General features: G+C 64.3%; 17 protein-coding genes and 1 pseudogene. 15 read left to right on the forward strand and 3 right to left on the reverse strand.

Annotated elements, in window-relative coordinates; genetic code table 11:
- The first annotated feature begins 55 nt into the window (after window positions 1-55).
- Window positions 56-595: a hypothetical protein gene (locus V5A20_RS00465; RefSeq protein WP_332314410.1), complete on the forward strand. Its 540-nt coding sequence runs from the start codon at window positions 56-58 to the stop codon at window positions 593-595.
- 105 nt (window positions 596-700) lie between these two features.
- Here V5A20_RS00465 and V5A20_RS00470 read toward each other — a convergent pair whose 3' ends face one another.
- Window positions 701-1,450 carry an ATP-dependent Clp protease proteolytic subunit gene (locus tag V5A20_RS00470; RefSeq protein ID WP_332314411.1) on the reverse strand — a complete coding sequence of 250 codons (750 nt, stop codon included), beginning with the start codon at window positions 1,448-1,450 and terminating at the stop codon, window positions 701-703.
- A 349-nt stretch (window positions 1,451-1,799) separates the two neighbouring features.
- Between V5A20_RS00470 and V5A20_RS00475 the strand changes: the two genes are divergently transcribed.
- The 10 genes from V5A20_RS00475 (at window position 1,800) to V5A20_RS00520 (ending at window position 13,621) form a co-directional block, all read left to right on the forward strand.
- Window positions 1,800-2,621, forward strand: a complete 822-nt coding sequence (locus V5A20_RS00475; protein WP_332326514.1) for a 5'-nucleotidase, lipoprotein e(P4) family — start codon at window positions 1,800-1,802, stop codon at window positions 2,619-2,621.
- A 1-nt stretch (window position 2,622) separates the two neighbouring features.
- Window positions 2,623-4,314: a DEDD exonuclease domain-containing protein gene (locus V5A20_RS00480; protein ID WP_332314413.1), complete on the forward strand. Its 1,692-nt coding sequence runs from the start codon at window positions 2,623-2,625 to the stop codon at window positions 4,312-4,314.
- Window positions 4,315-4,474: 160 nt separating this feature from the next.
- Window positions 4,475-6,151, forward strand: coding sequence for a Ppx/GppA phosphatase family protein (locus V5A20_RS00485; RefSeq protein ID WP_332326515.1), 1,677 nt, complete (start codon window positions 4,475-4,477; stop codon window positions 6,149-6,151).
- Between the two features lie 189 nt (window positions 6,152-6,340).
- Entirely contained in the window at window positions 6,341-6,850 is a 510-nt protein-coding gene (locus V5A20_RS00490) for an NADH-quinone oxidoreductase subunit J (protein ID WP_332314415.1), read from the forward strand.
- A gap of 100 nt (window positions 6,851-6,950) precedes the next feature.
- On the forward strand, window positions 6,951-7,256 hold the full coding sequence (gene nuoK, locus V5A20_RS00495; protein WP_332314416.1) for an NADH-quinone oxidoreductase subunit NuoK: 306 nt from the start codon (window positions 6,951-6,953) through the stop codon (window positions 7,254-7,256).
- A gap of 60 nt (window positions 7,257-7,316) precedes the next feature.
- Complete coding sequence (gene nuoL, locus V5A20_RS00500; RefSeq protein ID WP_332326516.1) at window positions 7,317-9,314, forward strand: NADH-quinone oxidoreductase subunit L; 1,998 nt, start codon at window positions 7,317-7,319, stop codon at window positions 9,312-9,314.
- Window positions 9,315-9,434: 120 nt separating this feature from the next.
- The gene (locus V5A20_RS00505) at window positions 9,435-11,069 is read left to right on the forward strand and encodes a complex I subunit 4 family protein (protein ID WP_332314418.1); all 1,635 of its coding nucleotides are present in this window, start codon (window positions 9,435-9,437) and stop codon (window positions 11,067-11,069) included.
- Between the two features lie 90 nt (window positions 11,070-11,159).
- Window positions 11,160-11,450: a 4a-hydroxytetrahydrobiopterin dehydratase gene (locus V5A20_RS00510; RefSeq protein ID WP_332314419.1), complete on the forward strand. Its 291-nt coding sequence runs from the start codon at window positions 11,160-11,162 to the stop codon at window positions 11,448-11,450.
- Window positions 11,451-11,556: 106 nt separating this feature from the next.
- Window positions 11,557-13,026, forward strand: a complete 1,470-nt coding sequence (locus tag V5A20_RS00515) for an NADH-quinone oxidoreductase subunit N (protein ID WP_332326517.1) — start codon at window positions 11,557-11,559, stop codon at window positions 13,024-13,026.
- Window positions 13,027-13,066: 40 nt separating this feature from the next.
- Entirely contained in the window at window positions 13,067-13,621 is a 555-nt protein-coding gene (locus V5A20_RS00520) for a hypothetical protein (RefSeq protein ID WP_332326518.1), read from the forward strand.
- A 15-nt stretch (window positions 13,622-13,636) separates the two neighbouring features.
- Here V5A20_RS00520 and V5A20_RS00525 read toward each other — a convergent pair whose 3' ends face one another.
- Window positions 13,637-15,316: a sigma 54-interacting transcriptional regulator gene (locus tag V5A20_RS00525; protein WP_332326519.1), complete on the reverse strand. Its 1,680-nt coding sequence runs from the start codon at window positions 15,314-15,316 to the stop codon at window positions 13,637-13,639.
- Between the two features lie 3 nt (window positions 15,317-15,319).
- Window positions 15,320-16,738, reverse strand: coding sequence for a sensor histidine kinase (locus tag V5A20_RS00530; RefSeq protein WP_332326520.1), 1,419 nt, complete (start codon window positions 16,736-16,738; stop codon window positions 15,320-15,322).
- A gap of 348 nt (window positions 16,739-17,086) precedes the next feature.
- On the opposite strand from V5A20_RS00530, the gene V5A20_RS00535 reads away from it, so the two are divergent.
- The 4 genes and pseudogenes from V5A20_RS00535 to V5A20_RS00550 all read left to right on the forward strand — a co-directional run.
- Window positions 17,087-17,827 (forward strand): hypothetical protein, encoded by a 741-nt coding sequence (locus V5A20_RS00535; RefSeq protein ID WP_332326521.1) that lies wholly within the window; start codon window positions 17,087-17,089, stop codon window positions 17,825-17,827.
- A gap of 420 nt (window positions 17,828-18,247) precedes the next feature.
- Window positions 18,248-19,129, forward strand: coding sequence for a hypothetical protein (locus tag V5A20_RS00540; protein ID WP_332326522.1), 882 nt, complete (start codon window positions 18,248-18,250; stop codon window positions 19,127-19,129).
- A gap of 153 nt (window positions 19,130-19,282) precedes the next feature.
- On the forward strand, window positions 19,283-19,843 hold the full coding sequence (locus tag V5A20_RS00545; RefSeq protein WP_332326523.1) for a hypothetical protein: 561 nt from the start codon (window positions 19,283-19,285) through the stop codon (window positions 19,841-19,843).
- A 45-nt stretch (window positions 19,844-19,888) separates the two neighbouring features.
- Window positions 19,889-20,132, forward strand: a pseudogene (locus tag V5A20_RS00550) (T9SS type A sorting domain-containing protein); the annotation flags it as partial.

Consider the following 20,132-nt stretch of genomic DNA (forward strand, 5'->3'; position numbering starts at 1 on the left):
GGGTCTCTCCAGACGCAGGCTTTTACCACCGAGCCTCTGTTCCACGATGCGATACATGATTGCATTCGCGTACGCCCTTCTCACGGTGGCAGGGCTCTTGGCGCTGTCCATCTGGGTCGGGGCGATGTACGAGGAGGCAGGGATCGTTCTGAACCGTGCGCTGACGTGGCTTCCACTCAGCCGAACGGCTCTACTGGAGAAGCTAGAAACCACTGGTGTTTTCTCCATCGGCGGGGGGGTGGGCATCACCGGATGGCTCGTCACGGGCCAGGGGGCGTTCCGATATTTGGCCGAGCGGATGCCCCGGGCCTGGGGGTTGTGGCGACGAGGCATCCTTACGAGCCTCGTCCCAGTCCTCAAGTACGCCCTTGGAGGGATTCTGATGGGAACATTGGGAGGCTCCCTCATCTGGTATCTCTGGGGGGCATGGACGAGCGCATACGACGCAGGGCTGGTGGTTGGGGCCCTGGTAGGGGCCGTTCGGTCAGCCCGGCAGGTTCGACAAAAAGACACCTCCGTAGACTTTTTGGAGGCCAATCACCGCTATCTCAACGACCAAAAGGTGACGATATTTACCGAAACCGAAAAGCCGTAGCGGGACTTAGCCCTGGCCGCGGAGGCTGGCTTTTTGGGCCATAAAAAAAGCCCATCCCCGGCCGTCGGGGCCGGAGATGGGCAGTACGTTTCGAGACGGAAGGCCTCAGGCCGAGTCTTCATCCGCGTTCTCGTCGTCGCCCGCTTCTCCGTTGGTGGGGAGAGACTTAAGGGCGTTAAGGTTATCCTCGTTCATGATCTTGTCGACGAGGCCGTAGTCCCGTGCTTCCTCGGCACTCAACCAGTGGTTGCGGTCCGCGTCCTCCTCAATCTGGTCGATGTCCTTGCCGGTGTGGAACGACAGGATTTGGTACAGGCGCTTCTTGAGCCAGGCCATCTCCTTCGCCTGGATCTCGATGTCGGAGGCCTGGCCCTCGGTCCCGCCCATCGGCTGGTGCATCATCACACGGGAGTTGGGGAGGCATGCCCGCTGCCCGTCTTCGCCACCAGCAAGCAACACCGACCCCATCGACGCGGCCAGTCCCACGCACGTGGTGGAGATGGGAGCGCCCACGTACTGCATGGTGTCGTATACGCCCAGTCCGCTGTAAATGACGCCGCCCGGGGAGTTGATGTAGATGTTGATCGGCTGGTTGGACCCCTCGCTCTCCAGGTAGAGGAGCTGGGCCACGGTAAGGTTGGCAATCTGGTCGTTGATCGGCGTGCCAATGAACACGATTCGCTCCTTCAAGAGGCGGCTGAAGATGTCATAGGCCCGTTCGCCGCGGGTGGTCTGTTCCACAACCTTGGGGACGAGACCGGACTGTGGCTGGTCGCCGAGGCCGCCCTGAAAAATACTGCTGGGCAGCGACGTCATGCTCTTGCTAAACTGTAGGAAGTCGTCGGGGTCAGGCATGGAAGGCATCGGGAAGAGCGTGGGAGAACTTCGCAGTGTACCGCACCTGCTTTCGGGCAAATCGTTCCTCTGTCGCGCACGGCTCGTCTCCGCAAGGTGTAACCACCCCGCAAGAAATTGAAGCGGAGGGTCCCTGCCAGGGTTGCCTCTGAATGAGACACCAAATATGTTATCGTACCGCGGTGGCTGCGCACACAAGAAGATAAAAGTCGTCGTCCCTCGAGTTTGACCGTTGTGTTTCGTGCCTCGATGTGCTCCGGGTGTTGCGCTCATACTGTTGCTGTTCACCGGTTGTCAGACCCTCCAGCCTCAGGAAGGAACGGAAGACCGAGCGGGTCTTCAGGCCCGTGTGGATTCGCTTGAGGCGCGGACCGACAGCCTCGCCCGGGCGGCGTCTCTCCGCAACCCGCTCCTCAACAGCACCCTCTGGACACAGACCGCGGTGGAGTACGAGGGAACGGCGCGCCAGGCGTATCGAGTGGCGGAGATCATGATGCAGCGTGCGCTGGCCGACAGTCAGTGGACGGCCTCCGTGGAACAGGCGGCCGACGGCAGTGACGCCTACCGCGACAAGCCGCCAGCCGTGGTGCTCGACGTGGACGAGACGGTCCTCGACAACAGCCCCTATCAGGCCCGTCTCATTCGGGACGGCGCCCGGTACGGGTCGGAGAGTTGGGCCGCCTGGGTCCGCGAAGAGCAGGCCGCTCCGGTGCCGGGATCCCGCTCCTTCGCACAGGCGGCTGCGGGCCGTGGGGTACAGGTGATTTACCTGACCAACCGGGACGCGCCCCTGGAGGGAGCCACCCGCAGCAACCTCGCCGCCCTCGACTTTCCCGTGGAGGACGCCCCAGATGCCGTGCTCACGCAGGGCGAACGAGAGGGCTGGGACTCGAAGACGGCCCGCCGGAAGTGGGTTGCCGAGCGGTACCGCATTTTGCTGCTCGTGGGAGACAACTTCGGGGATTTCGTAGCGGAGGCAGACACGAGCGTGTCGGCCCGGCGGGCGCAGGGCCGATCGTTCCGAGAATATTGGGGAACGCGCTGGATCGTGCTCCCCAATCCCCAATATGGATCCTGGGAAGGGGCCCTGTACGACTTCGACTATGGCCTATCGCCCCGTCAACGTCTCGAGGAGAAGCACACGCACCTTTCCCCGAAGCGGTCGCAGTAGCATGGACATTGCCGACGCAACATTCGTGGTGACCGATCTGGAAACGACCGGCACCACGCCGGACGACGATCGAGTCATGGAAATTGGGGCGGTCAAGGTGCGGGAGGGGGCGGTGGTGGACCGATTTCAGCAGCTGGTCAACCCCCAGCAGTCCGTTCCGGGGCGGATTACCAAGATGACCGGAATTACGACGGGGATGGTCTTCGAGGCGCCGCCCGTCGAAGAGGTTCTCCCGGACTACTGCGCCTTCTTGGGGAGGGGCATTCTCGTGGCGCACAACGCCTCGTTCGACGTCTCATTCTTGGACGCCGAACTGCAGCGGACCGGGAAGGACACCCTCTCCAACGACACGCTCTGTACCGTCCGTCTGGCGCGGCGGTTGCTGCCAGGGCTCGACTCGAAGGGCCTCGGGCGGCTCGCGCAGTTTTACGACATCGACGTGGACGGGCGTCATCGGGCGCTCGGGGACGCGGAGGCGACCGGCGTGGTGCTGCGACGGTTCCTCAGCCAGCTGGCTTTCGAGCACGAGGTGGAGACCGTTGAGGCCCTGCTGCGCTTTCAGCACCAGAGCTACCAGACGGTGCGGGAGGTGCCGGGGCACATCGAGTCCATTCGGGACGACGTGCTCCCGGATGCCCCGGACGCGCCGGGCGTCTACGTGATGAAAAATAGTTCGGGGACGCCCCTCTACATCGGCAAGGCCAAGTGCTTGTCCGACCGTCTCCGCAGCCACTTTACGGCGGTCGAGTCGAGCGGTGCCCGGAAGCGGAAGATGCTCCAGAAGGTGCGGTCGGTGGACTGGACCACGACCGGAACGGAGCTGGAGGCCATCCTCCTGGAGTCGCGCCGCATCAAAGCGGAAAAGCCCCGGTACAACCGCGCGCAGCGCCGCTACTACAACCGCCCCTTCATTCGGCTGGATACCGCCCACCAGTACCCGACGGTGTCGTGGACCCGCCGGTTGGAGGCGGACGGCGCCGAGTACTACGGCCCGGTGCGCAACACCGAGCAGGCGGAGATGGTGGTGGACGTGGTTGGCCGCTTCTTTCAGCTCCGCGAGTGTGATGACGAGCGGCTGCACCTGGGCCAGCGGTGCCTCTACGCCGACATGGACCGGTGTGCCGTCCCCTGCGAGACAGAGGATCCGGAGACGTACGCCACCGTCGTTGAGCGCGTGCGGGCGTTTCTCACCGGTCAGGACCAGCGCGTGCTTGACAAGATGCGGGGCCGGATGCAGCGGGCCTCCGACGAGCTCAACTTCGAGAAGGCTGCCGAGCTACGGGACACCCTGGAGCAACTGGAGCGCATTCTGGAGAAGCAGCGGGTGGCGGCAGCCCCGGTGCGCCAGCACCACGCGGCCCTGGTGCACCGCGCCCCCGAGTGGTCGGACCGGGTGGACGTGATCCTGGTTCGCTTCGGGCAGTTCGAGGAAGCCATCACGCATGCGCTCTCCCCTTCGCCGGCGCAGCGGGCCCACCTGCGGGAGCGGTGCCGGTCGGTCTTCGACGCGGACGCCGATCCGCCGGAGACGTTTTCCAAGCGAGACGCGACCGAAATCCGCCTGCTCTCGCACTGGGTCTACGCGCATCGCGATGAACTGACTGCGGTGCGGTGGGACCCAGGCGCGTCGCCCCCCGATTGGGCCCATGCAGTCACGGAGCAGATTCCCGGTCAGGCTGAGCTCTCGGCCTAAAGTCATTTTTTCTCGGCTTGGCTGTGCGAGAGGGAAGGGCTTGACGCGAACCAGAGGGGAGATGTATAGGTATCATGTCCCGCATTTCCCTCTCCCCGTGGGCCTGTCTCTCCGGCGGCAGTTCGCACGCTCAGTTAGTCTTCACCAAGCCGAACTGGTAATGCCCTCCCCCCACGAACGCGCCGCCTGCACCCTCATCCCGGAGACCACCTACGGGGCCCACGGAACAGCCTCGCCGGTTCGGGTCTGCGTGATCGACCTCGGGACCAACTCCTTCCATGCCATCATCGTGGACGCCCATCCGAACGGCAGTTATCAGGTGGTCGACCGGTTGAAAGAAATGGTACGTCTCGGCGAGCACGGGCTGGACGCCAACCGTCTGCCCGAGGACGCGATCGCGCGGGGCCTGCAGGCCCTCACTCGCATCAAGCTGCTGGCCGACGGGTGGGACACGCGCGAGTACCTTTCGTTTGCCACCAGCGCCATCCGAGAGGCAAGCAATGGGGGAGACTTCATCGAGCGGGCCCACGAGGAGCTGGGGCTGCGCATCCGCCCCATTAGTGGAGAGAAAGAAGCCGATCTCATTTTTCAGGGTGTCAGCCGGACGGAGGGGTTTAGTGAGCCCTCGTTGGTGATGGACATCGGCGGCGGATCGGTCGAGTGTATCGTCGTGGACAATGACAGGCCGGTCTTCAGCACGAGCCTGAAGCTCGGGGCGGCCCGCATGACCGAGCAATTCGTGACGACGGATCCGATGTCGGAAGACGAGCAGGCGCGGCTGCGGGCACACTGCCAGCGCGTGCTCACGGACGTGCTCACGGCATGTCGGGAGCACGGGGTGGTTCGCATCGTGGGCTCCTCGGGAACCATGAAGAGCCTGGCCCGCGTGACCCTGGAGCAAGAGGGCATGCCGGACCGATCGCCGTTCCAGGCGATGCTTCCCATTCGGGATGTGCGCACAGCCCTCCGCTCGGTGATGCAGGCCACGGCCGAGGAGCGGACCGATCATCCGGCCATCGAGCCGCGACGGGTCGATCAGATCGGGGCGGGGGCAGTGCTGCTCGATACGGTCTGTACTGGACTGCCCTCGGTGCGCCACTTTGCAGTTTCGCCGAATGCCTTGCGTGAGGGGATGGTGGTGCACTTCCTGGATTCGAACTACGATCGCCTCCAGCGGATGGCGCGGTTCCGGAGCCCGCGGCGTCGAAGCGTCCACGAGATTGCCTATCGGTTTCACTGGGAGGAACAACACGCCCAGCATGTGGCCGCCACGGCCACGTTCCTGTTTGATATCTGTCGCCCCCTCTACGACGGGCCTGCGAGCGACGCGGAGCTGCTCGAATACGCGGCCCTTCTGCACGACGTGGGTTATCTCGTGACGCACGATGAGCACCACGAGCACTCCCACTACCTCATCGAGCACGCCGACCTCCAAGGCTTTCGGTCCGAAGAAGTCGCAATCGTGGCGCTGGTGGCTCGCTACCACCGAGCGGAGACGCCGGACGCAGCCTCGCACGAGCACTATGGCCGCCTGTCCCCGGCGCGGCAGCGGCGCGTCCGCCAGCTCGCGGCCCTGCTGCGCATCGCGGAGAACCTGGATCGCAGTCACTTCCAGAATGTCATGGCCCTGCGTGCGTCCCTTACCGAGACGGCCCTGCACGTGCTGCTGGCCACGAAGGCGGACCCCCAGCTTGAAGTGTGGGCGGCCCAGGAGCACGGGGCCCTTTTCGAAGAGGTATTCGACCGAGACCTGCACGTCGCCCCCACCGAGATCCCCATTCATGGGAGTGAAGCCCCCTCGCCCGCACCGGTCTCCGAGCAGTCCCTGCCGTCGTAGCGTCGAGACGGGCGGTCTGGGCGGCCCATTTCAATTCATGCATGATTAACCGCCCCGAATCTTGCCCCTACGTCGGTGGCGCATTACTTTGCGCCCGGTGGACAATCACGGATTCGTTCCATTCCTTCCGGAAACCCCTTCCGGGCCTCTTTGCACAGGACGGTTCCTCCCGCTAGGACGCTAGGGCTTATGGCCGCACCTTCCATGTTCTTCTTGCTGGCGACGGTGGCGGTGGCCGCTGCGCTCGGCATGCTCATCGCCCGCAACCCGGTGTCAAGTGCCCTCTGGTTGGTGCTCAATCTTTTCTGCATTGCTGGTCTGTACCTGACCCTGAATGCGTCGTTTATCGGCGTCATTCAAATTCTCGTCTACGCCGGCGCCATCATGGTCCTCTTCCTCTTTGTGATTATGCTGCTCAACCTCTCGGCCCTGCCCGAGCTGGAGGAGATCGAATGGGCCAGCATCGGGGGCTTCGCGGTTGGGCTCGTGCTGCTGAGCCAGCTGCTCTACATGGTGGCGCTGCAGTTTGAGCTTGGGGTCGATCCGGTGGGGGCAGAGGCCGCGGCGGAGGTGGGGAGCGCGGCCTCCCTCGGCGAGATTTTGTTTACTCGCTACGCCCTTCACCTGCAAGTGGCGGGCGTCCTGCTGCTGGCCGCGACGGTCGGGGCCGTTTTGCTCGCCCAGCGCCGTTTTCAGTAGCCCGGCGCTCAGGCCAGTGGGGCGGAGCGCTGCTTCTTCGCTCACCTCGAAGGGGCCCACCGCACGCACGATCCCGCGAACCCGCATTCCCCCTGCTGCTATGGACGTCGCCCCCAACTGGTATCTGGCGCTGAGCGCCGTGCTCTTCACCATCGGCACGTTCGGGGTGCTCTTCCGCCGAAATGCCATTGTGGTGCTGATGTCGGTGGAGCTGATGCTGAATGCGGTCAACCTCACGCTGGTCACATTTAGTCAGTCGATGGGCGACCCCAGCGGGCAGATGCTCGTCTTCTTCTCAATTGCGGTGGCCGCCGCGGAGGCCGCCGTCGGGCTTGCGATCGTGATCGCCATCTTCCGGAGCAAGGTGACGGTGGACATCACGGAGATCCATCTGTTCAAACACTAACGTGCCGCTGCGTCTCGCTTTCGTCGTGCCCGTCTCGGACATCGGACTTTTGCCGCGCTGATGACTTCTGCCGATCTGCTTCGCTTCGTTCTTCTCCTGCCGCTCGTCGGGGCGGTCTTGAATGGCGTGGCGCCGCTCTTTCTGGAGAACCTCCGCACTCGGGAGACGCTCTTGGGCACGATCGGGACGGCGGTCGTGGGGATTCCGTTCGTTCTCGCGGTCTACCTGTTCGTGACCTTTGGCGGGGAGCCGGTCGTGGCGGACTACTTTACCTGGATGGCGGCGGGGGACCTCGACCTCTCGTTTGCCTACCGGGTGGATCAACTCTCGCTCTTGATGACGCTGGTCGTGACGGGGGTCGGCGGCGTCATTCACTTCTACTCCATCGGGTACATGCACGGGGACGAGGGGTACTGGCGGTTTTTTGCCTACCTCAACCTCTTCATCTTCGCCATGCTCAACCTCGTGCTGGCGAACAACCTGCCTGTGTTGTTCCTGGGGTGGGAGGGGGTCGGCCTCTGCTCCTACCTGCTGATTGGGTTCTGGTATACGGACCTCAGCAACAGCACCGCCGCCAACAAGGCCTTCATCGTGAACCGGGTGGGTGACTTTGCCTTCCTGGTCGCCATGTTCTTGGTCTTTCAGGAGCTCGGGTCGCTGAGTTTTGACGTGTTGCTGGCGGAGGGACCCGGCCTCCCGGAGGCCACGCTCAACTGGATCGTCTTCCTGCTCTTCGTGGGGGCGACCGGCAAGAGCGCCCAGATTCCGCTCTTCGTGTGGCTCCCGGACGCGATGGCCGGGCCCACGCCGGTGTCCGCCCTCATCCACGCGGCGACGATGGTGACGAGCGGGCTCTACCTGCTGGCGCGCCTCTCGGCGCTCGTGTTGGGGACGCCGGTCGTGATGATGATTGTTGCCGTCGTGGGGGCGGCCACGGCCCTGATGGCGGCCACGATTGCCATCGCGCAGGATGACATCAAGCGCGTGCTGGCCTACTCCACGGTGTCACAGCTGGGCTACATGTTCATGGCGGCGGGCGTGGGGGCGTTCTTCGTGGCCATCTTTCACGTCGTTACGCACGCCTTCTTCAAGGCCTGTCTCTTCCTCGGCTCCGGCAGCGTGATCCACGGAATGGAGGAGGTGGAGCACGGCCTGGAGGAGCGGGGGCGGGACACGAGCGACTTCGATCCGCAGGACATGCGCACGATGGGGGGGCTCGCCGAGTATATGCCTGCTACGCGCATGACCTACCTGCTCGCCACGCTGGCGATCTCCGGCATTCCGCTCACCGCCGGGTTCTTCTCCAAGGACGAGATCCTGTTCAAGGCCTTCGAATACGGCTACGACGGACAGACGTACGCGATGGCGGTCTGGGTCGTCGGGGTGCTTACGGCGGTACTCACGGCGTTTTACATGATGCGCTCCTACATGCTCACGTTCGAGGGAGAGCCCCGGTGGCCGCTCCCGGATCAGCTCACGCCCCACGAGTCGCCGTCTACGATGACGGGGCCGCTGTGGGCACTCGGCACCCTCTCCGTCGTCGGGGGCTTTATCGGCCTGCCCGCCGTCATTCAAGGGGGCGACTGGAACTGGATTCACCACTACCTCGGCGCGAAATACGGCGGGCCGGTGGCGGAGGCGTCGGTACACGGGCATGTGCCGCTGGCGCTGGAGTGGGGGCTCATCCTGCTGAGCTCGGTGATCGCACTGGGCACCGTGTACTACACCTGGCGGGTCTACTCGGCGCAGGGGCTGGCGTACGACGCTGCCCTCCAGCAGCGATTGCAGGGCCTCTACCAGACCTGGGACGACGCGTACTACTGGGACGAGTTTTACGACGGTGTGGTCGTGGACTCCCTCATCAACGGGATCGGACGCAAGGGCTTCGCGGCGTTCGACACGGCCGTGGTGGACGGGGCCGTAAACGGGGTGGCCGACGCTGCCCAGAACGCGAGCGGCCTGCTGCGTCGGGTCCAGACGGGCCTCGTTCAGAATTACGCCCTCGCGCTCACTCTCGGGGCTGCACTCCTGGTGGGGCTGATGCTGTACGGGATTTGAGGAAGGCGATTGTTTCTGGGCCGCCCTTCTCGGAGCCCGACAGTGGGGCGCGCGAGTGCATGAGCGGGCGACCGATTTGTAGGTGATTCCTTGTTTGCCGATCAGGCACTGCCACAATTGATGGACATTCCTTATCTTACGTCTCTCGTCATCTTCCTGCCCGCCGCCGGGGCGCTGCTCACGCTCTTCCTGCGGCACGCCTCTGCGATCCGCTGGACGGCCCTGGCGACCACGACCGTCACGTTTCTGCTCTCGATTGGGCTTTTCGTGGGGTACGACCCGTCGGTGAGTACGGCCCTGGCCCCGCAGTTGGCGGACGTGTGGGCCGGCTGGCTGCCGGAGGGCTACGACGTCAAGTACTTCGTGGGCATCGACGGGCTGAGTCTCCTGCTCGTGATGCTGACGACGCTCCTGGGGCCGATCGTCGTGCTTTCGTCCTGGACCTACATCGAGGAGAAGCACAAGGGCTACTACGCGCTGCTCCTGCTGCTGCAGACGGGCATCACGGGGGTCTTTACGAGCTTCGACCTCTTTCTCTTCTACATCTTCTTCGAGCTCACCCTCATCCCGATGTACTTCATCATCGGCGTCTGGGGCGGTACGGAGCGCATCTACGCGGCGGTTAAGTTCGTGATCTACACGCTCGTCGGCTCGCTCCTGATGCTCGTGGGCATCTTGTACCTCGGCTACGCGGCGGGCGACGCCGTCAATAACGGCGTGTTCACGACCGACTGGTACACGCTGCTGGAGTACAACATTCCGCTGGCGGTGCAGGGCTGGCTCTTCGCCGTGTTTGCCTTCTCGTTTGCGATCAAGGTGCCGCTCTTTCCGCTGCACACCTGGCTGCCAGACGCCCACGTGCAGGCCCCCACCGGGGGGTCGGTCATCCTGGCCGGGGTGCTGCTGAAGATGGGCACCTACGGCCTGCTGCGCTTCTGCCTGCCGCTGTTCCCGAACGTGGCGCAGAGCTCCGCCGGCCTGTTTGCGGGGGTCGCCGTCATCGGCATCATCTACGGGGCGCTGGTGGCCCGCGTGCAGGACGACGCGAAGAGCCTCGTGGCGTACTCGTCGATCAGCCATCTCGGGTTCGTGGTGCTGGGCCTCTTTGCCTTCACCGCGGAGGCGATGCAGGGGGCGGTGATTCAAATGATTAACCATGGCCTCTCCACTGGGGCTCTCTTCCTCCTCGTAGGGATGCTCTACGAGCGGCGCCACACCCGCATGATGGACGACTACGGCGGGCTCGCGACGTCCGTCCCGGTGCTCACCACCCTCATGGTGATTAGCGTGCTTGCCTCGGCGGGCCTGCCCGGCCTAAATGGATTTGTGGGCGAGTTTCTGATCCTGCTCGGGTCCTTCAAGAGCACCGTGATTGACAGTCCGGTCCTCATCGCCGTCGCGACGACCGGCGTCATCCTGGCGGCAATGTACCTGCTCCACATGGTGTCCCGCACCTTCTTCGGGGCCCTCACCGACGAGGCGAACGCGCAGATGGCGGACCTGAACGCCCGCGAGTTTGGGCTCATGGCGCCGCTCATCGTGCTCATGTTTGTCCTTGGCTTCTTCCCGAGCCCGTTCCTCCGGCAGACCGCCCCCACGACCGAATTTCTCCTGGAGACGGTGGAGGAGAAGCGGGCGGCGGTGGCGCGAATGGAGGCGAACAACGCCCCCACGGCGGAGGAGCCGACGCAGGTGCCCACGGCGCCCCCCGAGGCTCAGGAAGTGCACATCGACATTCCGACCCCCTCGCCCTGACCGGGCTCGGGGACCACTGCCGGACCGACCGGTAGCCTCCGGGCGAAGCTTCTTCCGCTCTCTTCTTTCCAACCTACGTTTTTGTGGCCTATGCCTTCACGTGAGCCCCTTTCCGACGACGCGATCGACGACGCCCTTGCGGACCTGGACGGATGGTCCCACGCCGACGACAAACTCCAGAAGACCTACGAGTTTTCGGACTTCCGGGAGGCCATCAGCTTCATTGTCCGGCTCTCTTTTTACGCCGAGGAGATGATGCACCACCCTGAACTGGAAAACGTCTACAACACTGTGTCCGTCGCCCTCACGACCCACGATGCGGGGGGCACGGTGACGGAAATGGACGTCGAACTGGCCGCGAAGATCGAAGACCTCGCCTAGGGGGCGGCCGAGGGGACCCTGCCGTGTGGGAGTCACGGCGGACGATGTTTGAGCAACGAACGGTGTGATTGTGCCTATGGATTTGTCCACTGCATTTCCGTCCCTCGTGGCCGACCTGCCGGCGGCTTTTTCCATGTCGGTCGTGGGGCTGGTCGGGCTTGCGATGATTGTGCTGGATGCGTACCGCAACGACCATCCGGCCATTCCGTGGCTCGGGGTGGCGGCCCTCGGCGTGTGTGCGGTGTGGGAAGCCACGGCCCTCGGGGGCCCTCCGAACACGGTGTTTTTCGAGACCCTTCGGACCGGGGGCTTCGTGGCCTTCATCAACCTCATCATCCTACTTACGGGCCTGGCCACGATTCTCCTCTCGGTGCCCTACTTGAACCAGTTGCGATACGACTACGGGGAGGTGTACGCGCTGATCATGTTCTGTACTGTCGGCATGATCATGCTTGGGTCCGCCAACAACATGGTGAGCATTTTCCTCGGGCTCGAGACCATGTCGGTGTGCCTCTACGTCCTGACGGGATTCATCCGAGAGGATGAGGGAGCGGTGGAGAGCGCGCTCAAGTATTTTCTGCTCGGGGCCTTCTCGACCGGCTTTTTCCTATACGGCATTGCCCTCATGTACGGGGCCACAGGGACGATGGTGTTGCCGGAGATGGCGGCGGCTGAGCTGGGCAGCGTCTCGACCCAGCTCCTGTTCTGGGGCGGCTTTGCGCTCTTCCTCGTGGGCTTCTTCTTCAAGGTGAGCGCGGCGCCCTTTCACATGTGGACGCCCGACGTCTACCAGGGGGCCCCCACGCCGCTCACCGGGTACATGTCCACAGCGACGAAGGCCGCGGCCTTTGCCGCCCTCATTCTGGTGCTCGTCCACGCCGTGCCCGGGGGAGAGTGGCAACTCGCCCTGGCCGCGGTGGCGGTGCTCACGATGGTGATCGGGAACGTGATGGCGCTGGCCCAAACCAACGTGAAGCGACTGCTCGCGTATTCCTCCATTGCGCACGCCGGATACGTGCTGGTGGGGCTCTCGGCGGGCACGTCGGCCGGATACGCCGGGGCGCTGTTGTACCTGCTCATCTACGCGGTGATGAACATCGGGGCCTTCGGCGTGATGGCGATGTTGGAGTGGGACGGCAAGGAGGGCCGCGAGCAGACGCTGTCGTCCCTCGCGGGCATCGCCAACGACCGGCCCGTCCTGGGTACCACGATGGGGATCTTCATGTTTAGCCTGATCGGGTTCCCTCCCCTCGGCGGCTTCGCAGGAAAGTACTTCGTGTTCGCCCCGGCCGTGGACGCGGGGCTCACTTGGCTCGTCGTGATCGGCGTGCTCATGAGTGCCCTGAGCGCCTACTATTACCTGCGCGTCGTCTATGTCTTCTGGATGCAGTCGGCCGACGCGGTGGACGCGACCGACCCGGTGCGGCACGCGGCGTTTCCCCAGGCCACGCTGGGGGCCCAGGGGACGCTCGTGGTGTGCGCCGTCGCCCTCGTTCTGCTCGGCGTCTTCTTTGGCGGGGTCCTCGACACCACGACGGGCTTCTTTGAGGCCGCCGCGATGGCCGCGGCGCCGTGACGGCCCCGCGTCGGGTCTGTCCCATTGAACCCCTGCTCCCATGGAGGCCCTGCTCCGCGACCGCCTGCCGCATGCCCCGCAGATGGGTCTTTTCGTGACGCCGAACCTGCCGTCAGGCCGGCTCGACAACGCGCTCTCCGACTACGCGACGGAGGTGGGGCGGGACGAGGTACTCGCGCTGTACGACGCGACGCTGAGTGGTACTGGGGGCGATGGGGCCGTCTTTACGCGGGATCGGTTTGTCTTTCAGAACAACGACCTTCAGGCCACACAAACCGTCCGGTATCCGGACCTCGTGCGGGTGGAGACGCAGAGCCGCTGGTTGGGGCTGGGCGGCAAGGGGGTGGACCTGACGGTGAACCGGGGGCGGGCGACGTTCGAGCTGACGATGGACTTCTCGGGCACGCCAAAGGCCGCGTCCTACGTCGCCGATTTTTTGGACGCGGCGATGGTGCGGGACATCGACTTTGCGCCGGCCTCGGAGCCGGACACCACCGATGCGGCAGCCGTGCGGGCGGCCCTGCAGCGGCTCCGCGCCGAGCAGAAGCTGACCGCGGACGACTACGAGCGCCTGATGGAGACGCTCGGGGAGTGAGCCCCCTGGTGCGTGTCACCCGATGTCGTACTCGTTGAGGCGCCGGTAGAGGGTGGCCCGGCTGATGCCGAGCAGCTCCGCCGCCTTCGTCCGGTTGCCGTCGGTCTGATCGAGCGCCGCCCGGATGCGCTCGGCCCCTTCGTCGGCCGAGGAGGCCGACGGGGATGCCTCCTGGATCTCGGGGGGCAGATCCTCGGCCCGGAGGACGTCCCCGGACGAGCGGATGAGGGCCGCCTCCAGTGCGTTTCGGAGCTCCCGTACATTGCCGGGCCAGTCGTACTCGAGCAGGCGGCGCAGGGCGTCGTCGCCGACGCGGTCGACGTCCGCCCCGGTCTCGGCCCGAATTTCGCGCCGGAACGTGCGCACCAGGAGGGGCAGGTCGGACCGACGCTCGCGGAGGGGCGGGAGGGTCACGCGGGCGATGCGAATCCGGTACAGCAGGTCCTGACGAAACCGATCGGCCTCCACCTCTTCGTCGAGGCTCCGGTGGGTGGCGGCCACGATGCGGACGTCGACCGGGCGGGCCTCCGTCTCCCCGAGCCGAGTGACGGCCTCTTCTTCAAGCGCACGCAGGAGCTGGCGCTGCACGTCGAGCGGCACGTCGCCAATCTCGTCCAGGAAGAGGGTGCCCCCGTCGGCCGCCTCGAAGTAGCCGGCCCGGTCTTCGGTCGCCCCCGTGAAGGCGCCCTTCCGGTGGCCGAAGAGCCGGCTGCCGGCGAGGTCGGGGTTGAGGGCCGCACAGTTGACGGTCACGAACGGGCCGTCCGCCCGTGGGCTCTCGTCGTGGATGGCCCGGGCGGCGAGCTCTTTCCCGGTGCCCGTTTCGCCCTGAATGAGCACGGTGGTCTTGACCTCGGCGACGGACTGGATCTGCTCGTAGGCGTCTTCCATCGGGGCACTCGTCCCCACGAGGTCGTGGAACCGCGACTGGTCGTCGAGCATGCGTCGAAGCTCGTGCACCTCCGTCACGTCGTAGAACACCAGGATGTGACGGGCATCGTCGCGCGGGTCGGGGCGCACTTCAATCTCGACGCGGTACGACGTGTCGTCGCTGGGGGAGAGGGCGGCCGAGACGGGCTCCTCGTCCCCGGGCGTATCGTCCATGCGGGCCCGGAGTGCCTCGAGGGTCTCGTCGTCCACGGGCAGGAGGTGGGTCCATAGGGTCCCGGTTGCAGCCTCGGGGGAGGTGTCGAGCAGGCGGGCGGCCGGATCGTTTAAAAAGCGCAGCCGTCCCTCCGCATCGATGAGGGCCGTGCCCTGACGCAGGCCGTTCAGGAGCTGCCGGAGGTCCTCATGGGCCCGCTCTACGCGGCGCTGCAGCGCGTGGGTCTGGAGCGCGACCTCCACCGCGGCGTAGATCTCGCGCTCGTTGAACGGCTTCACGACGTAGCCGAACGGCGTCGTGCCGGTCGCCCGCTGAAGGGTCTCGTCGTCGCTGTAGGCGGTGACGAACACCACGGGAAGGGGGTGATCGTCCCGAATGCGCTGGGCCGCCTCCACCCCGTCCATCGGCCCGTCGAGACGCACGTCCATGAGCACGAGGTCGAGATCGGCCGCCGCCGCCCGCTCGATGGCTGCGGCGCCGGTCATTACGTGGTCCACCACGGTGTAGCCGAGCGCCTGCAGGTGGTCTTCCAACGCCATGGCGACGGCGAATTCGTCCTCCACGATCAAGATGCGGGCCGGAGATGACATAGATCAACTAGACGGGTTCGTGGGGAACGTGATTGTAACGGTGACGCCGTCCTCAAGATCGGTGGAGAGGGTCCCTCGGAGCTGTCGGGCGAGGCCGCGGACCAGTCGCAGCCCGAGCCGTCCATCCCCGTCGAGGTGCTCCGCCCCGCGGCCGTCGTCCGCAACGGTAAGCTGTGCGGTGTCGGCGTCAGCGTGGAAGGTGACGGCAACGGTTCCCGACTCGCCCTCCGGGAAGGCGTGTTCGAGGGCGTTCGTGACGAGCTCGTTCACAATGAGCCCGGCGGGGATGGCCTGGTCAATCGAGAGCGGCTGAGCGTCCGCTTCCAGGGTTCGATCGACAGTACCGGTCCGGTGCGACCGGAAGAGGTCGTCCAGGAGGCCCTCAAGGTAGGCGTCGAACTCGACCCGGGCCAGGTCGTCGGACTGGTAGAGCTGTTCGTGGATGGAGGCCATGGAGCGGATGCGATCCTGCGTGTCTTTAAACCGCGCCCGCACGTCGGGGGCCTCCACATCGCGGGCCTGAGCATTCAGCAGGCTCGAGATGACCTGCAGGTTGTTTTTGACGCGGTGGTGGATCTCGCGGAGGAGGACCTCTTTTTCTTCCAGGGAGCGACGCAGTTTTTCTTCGGCGGCCTTGCGCTCCGAAATGTCTTGGGCCACACACACCAGTGTGCCCTGCGTGGCCGCGGCCCCTTCGAGCCTGGACCGCGAGACGAGCACGGGGCAGTCCGAACCGTCCGTGGTGGTGAGGGTGCGCTCCACCGGGCCCTCGCTGCGTTCGGACAGGGGATCGGCCTCGAAGTGGGACGCCAGTCGCGTGCCCTGAAGCTTGGAGGCCGAGCGGCCAAGCGACTCTGAGGCGGCTTCGTTGGCGTGCTGAATCTCGCCGTCGGCGTCAACGACAAACAGCAACTCGGCCATCGAGTCAAGGATCGCGTGCAGGTACGTTCGGGAGACCGTACGCTGGCTGAGAGTGGTCGTCATGCGGTTGAGCGACTGAGCCAGTCGTCCCAGTTCGTCGTCGGTCTCAACTGGCACCTGCGCATCGAGACGTCCAGCTTGAACCTGCTCCACCGCGTTTTGAAGTGCCTGGATGGAGCGCTGAAGAGAGCGAACAAGCCACCACCCGGCCCCAATGCCGGCCAGCAGCACGAGGAGCGTCGTCCCCCCCACGAGCCAAAGGCTGCGATCCAGAAGCATCGCGGCGGTCGGGGCGTCCTGGAGCAAGGGGCCGACGCCGGCCCGCACGTACTGGAGCGTCAGGCCGGCGACTCCTCCCGCAACCCCCACACCGAGGAGAAGGCCCGATACAGTCAGAAGGATCTTACGACGCAGGAGCATGGACCGGAGCCGGTCGACGGAAAGACGGGACGTGACAATCTTGAATTGCGCGGTATTGATCCGCAGAAGGCCCACAATCATACAGGCACGCAGGCTCCAACTGTTGCGCTGGTGTCTTGCCTGAGACGCCGCTGCAACACATCTGAGACACGCAGGGGCCTTCGCGTGAAGAGCGCTTGTGTGATTTGTCTGCAGCCATCTCCCTTGAGGGGCCATAGGGCAAGGTTCTGTGTGTGGTCGTTGAATTAAAGTTAAGGAAGAGTGAAGTGGAGCGAGGTTTGACTGGTTAGTAGGTGGAATTCAAAACATACGTTCCGACGCCCGGGACAAGGGTTGCTTGAATCGATCCCCCTTCACAAAACACCATTTCGAGTCATGAGGACGCTTCGGCAGATTTCATTTCTTTCACTCCTGGTTGTTGGGGGTGCTTTGATTGCCGTCACGGGCTGTGACTCCAACGGCCCGTCCGCACAGAGCGGAACCGTTGAGGTTGGGTTCGGGACGGCCCACTCCTCCAGCTCCCAAAACACACTGAAGGCGCAGGCGACCCGCCAGTCCGTGAATTCGGACACGCTGGTACTTACAGGGTCGAACGGGACCCTCGAAATTACAGATGTTCGTCTGATTGTTGACGAGATTGATTTGGAAGGCGACGCCGACAACGCGGAGTTCGAAACTGAGCGGCCTGCATTCCTGAACCTTCCGCTAGAAGAAGGCCAGGTGTCCCCCGTCGCAGATGACCAGGTTCCTCAGGGAAGCTACGAGGAGTTTGAGTTCGAAATCGAAGACGTGGAGCTCGATGATCCGGACGAGGAAGGAGAAATTCAGAATCTACGGGACGAGATTCGCAACGAATTTCCCGCCTGGCCGAATGTTGCGAGCATGGTGGTCGCCGGAACCTTTACACCGTCGAACGACACCTCACGAACCTTCGAGACGTACTTCGAAGCGGAAATTGAAGTGGAGCGTGAGCTGAGCCCGCCCCTCGAAGTAACCAGCGAAGGCTTCTCGCGCGAGCTCATCGTTCGGCTCGATCCTGCCCAATGGTTCCAGAACGCAGACGGGACGGTTCAGGACCTGTCTCAGTCCAACTTCGCGGATACGGGAACGGTCATCGAGTTTGAAGCCGAATTCGAGGATGGTGTGTCCGAGGTTGAGTTCGGTGATTAGCCGCTTCCCACCCCTGCTCTACGCAATCCTAACCCAAAGAACCACGTCGTCATGCGTTCTCACACGGTTGACGCGACGTTGTCTCACACGCGCCCCGTCGCCCCGATACTCTTCGTCGGCCTGCTCCTCGTCGTGGGGATGATTGCCTGCGACGGGGCAGGACCTCCGGCCGGAACAGCGCCCGAGGCCTCGTCGGTATCGCTCTCCGTTTCGGCAGAAGGCGGGGGAGGCACGGGGGCTACTCAGGTACATGCCAAAGGGGGACCCTCGAACAGAGTCTTCACGGATCCGAGCGGAAATAGCCTCCGCCTCGATCGGGTGGAGCTGATTCTCCATTCGATTGAGTTCGCGCGGGGCCCCGAGGACTGTGCCGCTGAAGCAGACGGGGACTGTGAAGAGCTTGAAGCGGGACCGAGGCTGATGGGGCTTCCTCTGGAGTCAGATCGTCCCTCGGTGGTGGTGGACACGACCCTCCCCGTGGGGGCCTGGGAGGAGGCGACGTTCGAGGTCGAGGAAGCATCGGATGCCTCGGTTTTGGAAGGAACCAACTTTCCGCCCGACGCAAGCATTCGAGCACAGGGCAGCTTCACACCTGCCGGCGGAACGGAGCAAAGCTTCACCTACATCACCGAGCTCGACGCGGAGCGAGAGATTGAGTTTGAGCCTCCCATTGAGGTGACGAACGAGGAGCCGTCGAACGTCACGTTCTCCGTCGACGTCAATGCGTGGTTCCGAACGGCCGATAGCACCCTCGTCAATCCGGCCCAGGCAACCGCCGATCGCCCCTTCCAGGACCTCGTCGAAGAGAACATTGAGCGCTCGATCGAGGGGTTCGAAGATGACGACCGGGATGGAGAGGAGGACGAGAACGAAGACGAGGATGAGAGTGACAACGGCGAGGAGGAAGAGGAGGGAGACGATGATGAGGACGACGAAGACGACGAAAACGAGGAGGATGAGGAAGAAAAAGAGATCGAAGTAGATCTCAAGACTTCGGGTCCCGATCCTGATGCCTCCGGGGAGGCCGAGTTCGAGCAAGAGCCCGACCGCACGGAGTTCAAGGTCGAGGTTGAGGATCTGAGTCCTGGCACCTACGAGGTGGTCGTTGCTGACACGACGCGCGGCCAGATCGACGTGGGAGAGGGAGATGATGACACGGACGGGGAGCTCGAATTCCGCACTCCCTCTGAGGCTGGGCATCCCCTGCTTGACTTCGATCCACGGGGCAGGCGCGTGGCTGTGACTCAGGGCGAAACGGTCTACCTCGAAGCGGACTTCCCCTCGACCGAAGACCATGATTAGCTGTGTGGGCTACTGTGTCTCGGCTTCGCATCAATCCACATACCAGCTTTTGAGTGGGGAACGGACCGGAGGGGCGAGGGCAAACTGCGCCGTCGGTTCACTGTATAGAGAAATCCTCTGTCACCCTTTTCTATTTTGGCTCCGGTTGGAGGTATGACGTGGTCCGGCTCGTTCGCTCTTCCTCGCTTGCTGCTAGCGATATTTTCGGTGGCCGTCTTCCTGGGCTGGGGTGGGGGGACACCAGTTCAGGCGCAAACCCCTGCGTCGTGCGACACGAGCTATACCCAGGCCCAGGAGGCATATTACGCTGCCAGCTTTGAGACGGCCATCGCCTTGCTTCGCCCCTGCGCACAGCAGCCGGCCCTTCCCGACTCGGCGCGGGCCCGGATGTATCGGCTCCTGAGTTTTGTGTACCTGGGCCAGAACGACCAGAATGCAGCGCGGAAGGCCGTTGAGAGTCTGCTCGACCTCCGGCCTGCCTACACGCCGAATCCCGCCCAGGACCGTCCCGATTTTGTGTCGATCGTTCGGACGGCGAAGGAGGAACGGACGGCGCAAAACGCGGAGGACGGCAATCGGCGGTGGCTCCGGTGGGTGCTCGGGGCCGCCGCCGCCACGGCCCTGAGTACGGCCGTGGCGCTTGTGCTCGGCGGTGGAGGGGGAGCAGGCGACGAGGCTGACCCGCTTCCCCGGCCGGAGCCGCCTCCCGAATAGGGCGGGGCCCCATGTCGCGTCGCCCAGATTTGATGATTGGAAATTATGATACGCCGATTTGCGTTCCTTGCTGTTCTCCTCGTCCCGATAGGGGCGCTAGGCCAGGTGCCCCAAAATTTAGAAGCGACCCCAGGCAATGGGGAGGTGTCCCTCACCTGGGAGGCGCCGAACGTGGAAGAGGGGGACACCCTTACGTGCTATCGCGTCTACCGGGATACGAGCTCCTTCCCGGACGATCCTCAAACCCCTTCTGAACTGCGGATCGCCGAGGTTCCGCCCCCAGACGGGG

The sequence above is a fragment of the Salinibacter sp. genome (genome assembly GCF_036626415.1).
Lineage (GTDB): Bacteria > Bacteroidota > Rhodothermia > Rhodothermales > Salinibacteraceae > Salinibacter.

What these genes read in the sequence shown, in the direction of transcription:
- nuoL (WP_332326516.1), top strand. Translation starts at nt 7,317, where the DNA reads ATGACTTCTGCCGATCTGCTTCGCTTCGTTCTTCTCCTGCCGCTCGTC.
- V5A20_RS00485 (WP_332326515.1), top strand. Translation starts at nt 4,475, where the DNA reads ATGCCCTCCCCCCACGAACGCGCCGCCTGCACCCTCATCCCGGAGACC.
- V5A20_RS00470 (WP_332314411.1), bottom strand. Translation starts at nt 1,450, where the DNA reads ATGCCTGACCCCGACGACTTCCTACAGTTTAGCAAGAGCATGACGTCG.
- V5A20_RS00545 (WP_332326523.1), top strand. Translation starts at nt 19,283, where the DNA reads ATGACGTGGTCCGGCTCGTTCGCTCTTCCTCGCTTGCTGCTAGCGATA.
- V5A20_RS00520 (WP_332326518.1), top strand. Translation starts at nt 13,067, where the DNA reads ATGGAGGCCCTGCTCCGCGACCGCCTGCCGCATGCCCCGCAGATGGGT.
- V5A20_RS00510 (WP_332314419.1), top strand. Translation starts at nt 11,160, where the DNA reads ATGCCTTCACGTGAGCCCCTTTCCGACGACGCGATCGACGACGCCCTT.
- V5A20_RS00530 (WP_332326520.1), bottom strand. Translation starts at nt 16,738, where the DNA reads ATGATTGTGGGCCTTCTGCGGATCAATACCGCGCAATTCAAGATTGTC.
- nuoK (WP_332314416.1), top strand. Translation starts at nt 6,951, where the DNA reads ATGGACGTCGCCCCCAACTGGTATCTGGCGCTGAGCGCCGTGCTCTTC.
- V5A20_RS00465 (WP_332314410.1), top strand. Translation starts at nt 56, where the DNA reads ATGATTGCATTCGCGTACGCCCTTCTCACGGTGGCAGGGCTCTTGGCG.
- V5A20_RS00480 (WP_332314413.1), top strand. Translation starts at nt 2,623, where the DNA reads ATGGACATTGCCGACGCAACATTCGTGGTGACCGATCTGGAAACGACC.
- V5A20_RS00490 (WP_332314415.1), top strand. Translation starts at nt 6,341, where the DNA reads ATGGCCGCACCTTCCATGTTCTTCTTGCTGGCGACGGTGGCGGTGGCC.
- V5A20_RS00525 (WP_332326519.1), bottom strand. Translation starts at nt 15,316, where the DNA reads ATGTCATCTCCGGCCCGCATCTTGATCGTGGAGGACGAATTCGCCGTC.
- V5A20_RS00505 (WP_332314418.1), top strand. Translation starts at nt 9,435, where the DNA reads ATGGACATTCCTTATCTTACGTCTCTCGTCATCTTCCTGCCCGCCGCC.
- V5A20_RS00540 (WP_332326522.1), top strand. Translation starts at nt 18,248, where the DNA reads ATGGGGCTTCCTCTGGAGTCAGATCGTCCCTCGGTGGTGGTGGACACG.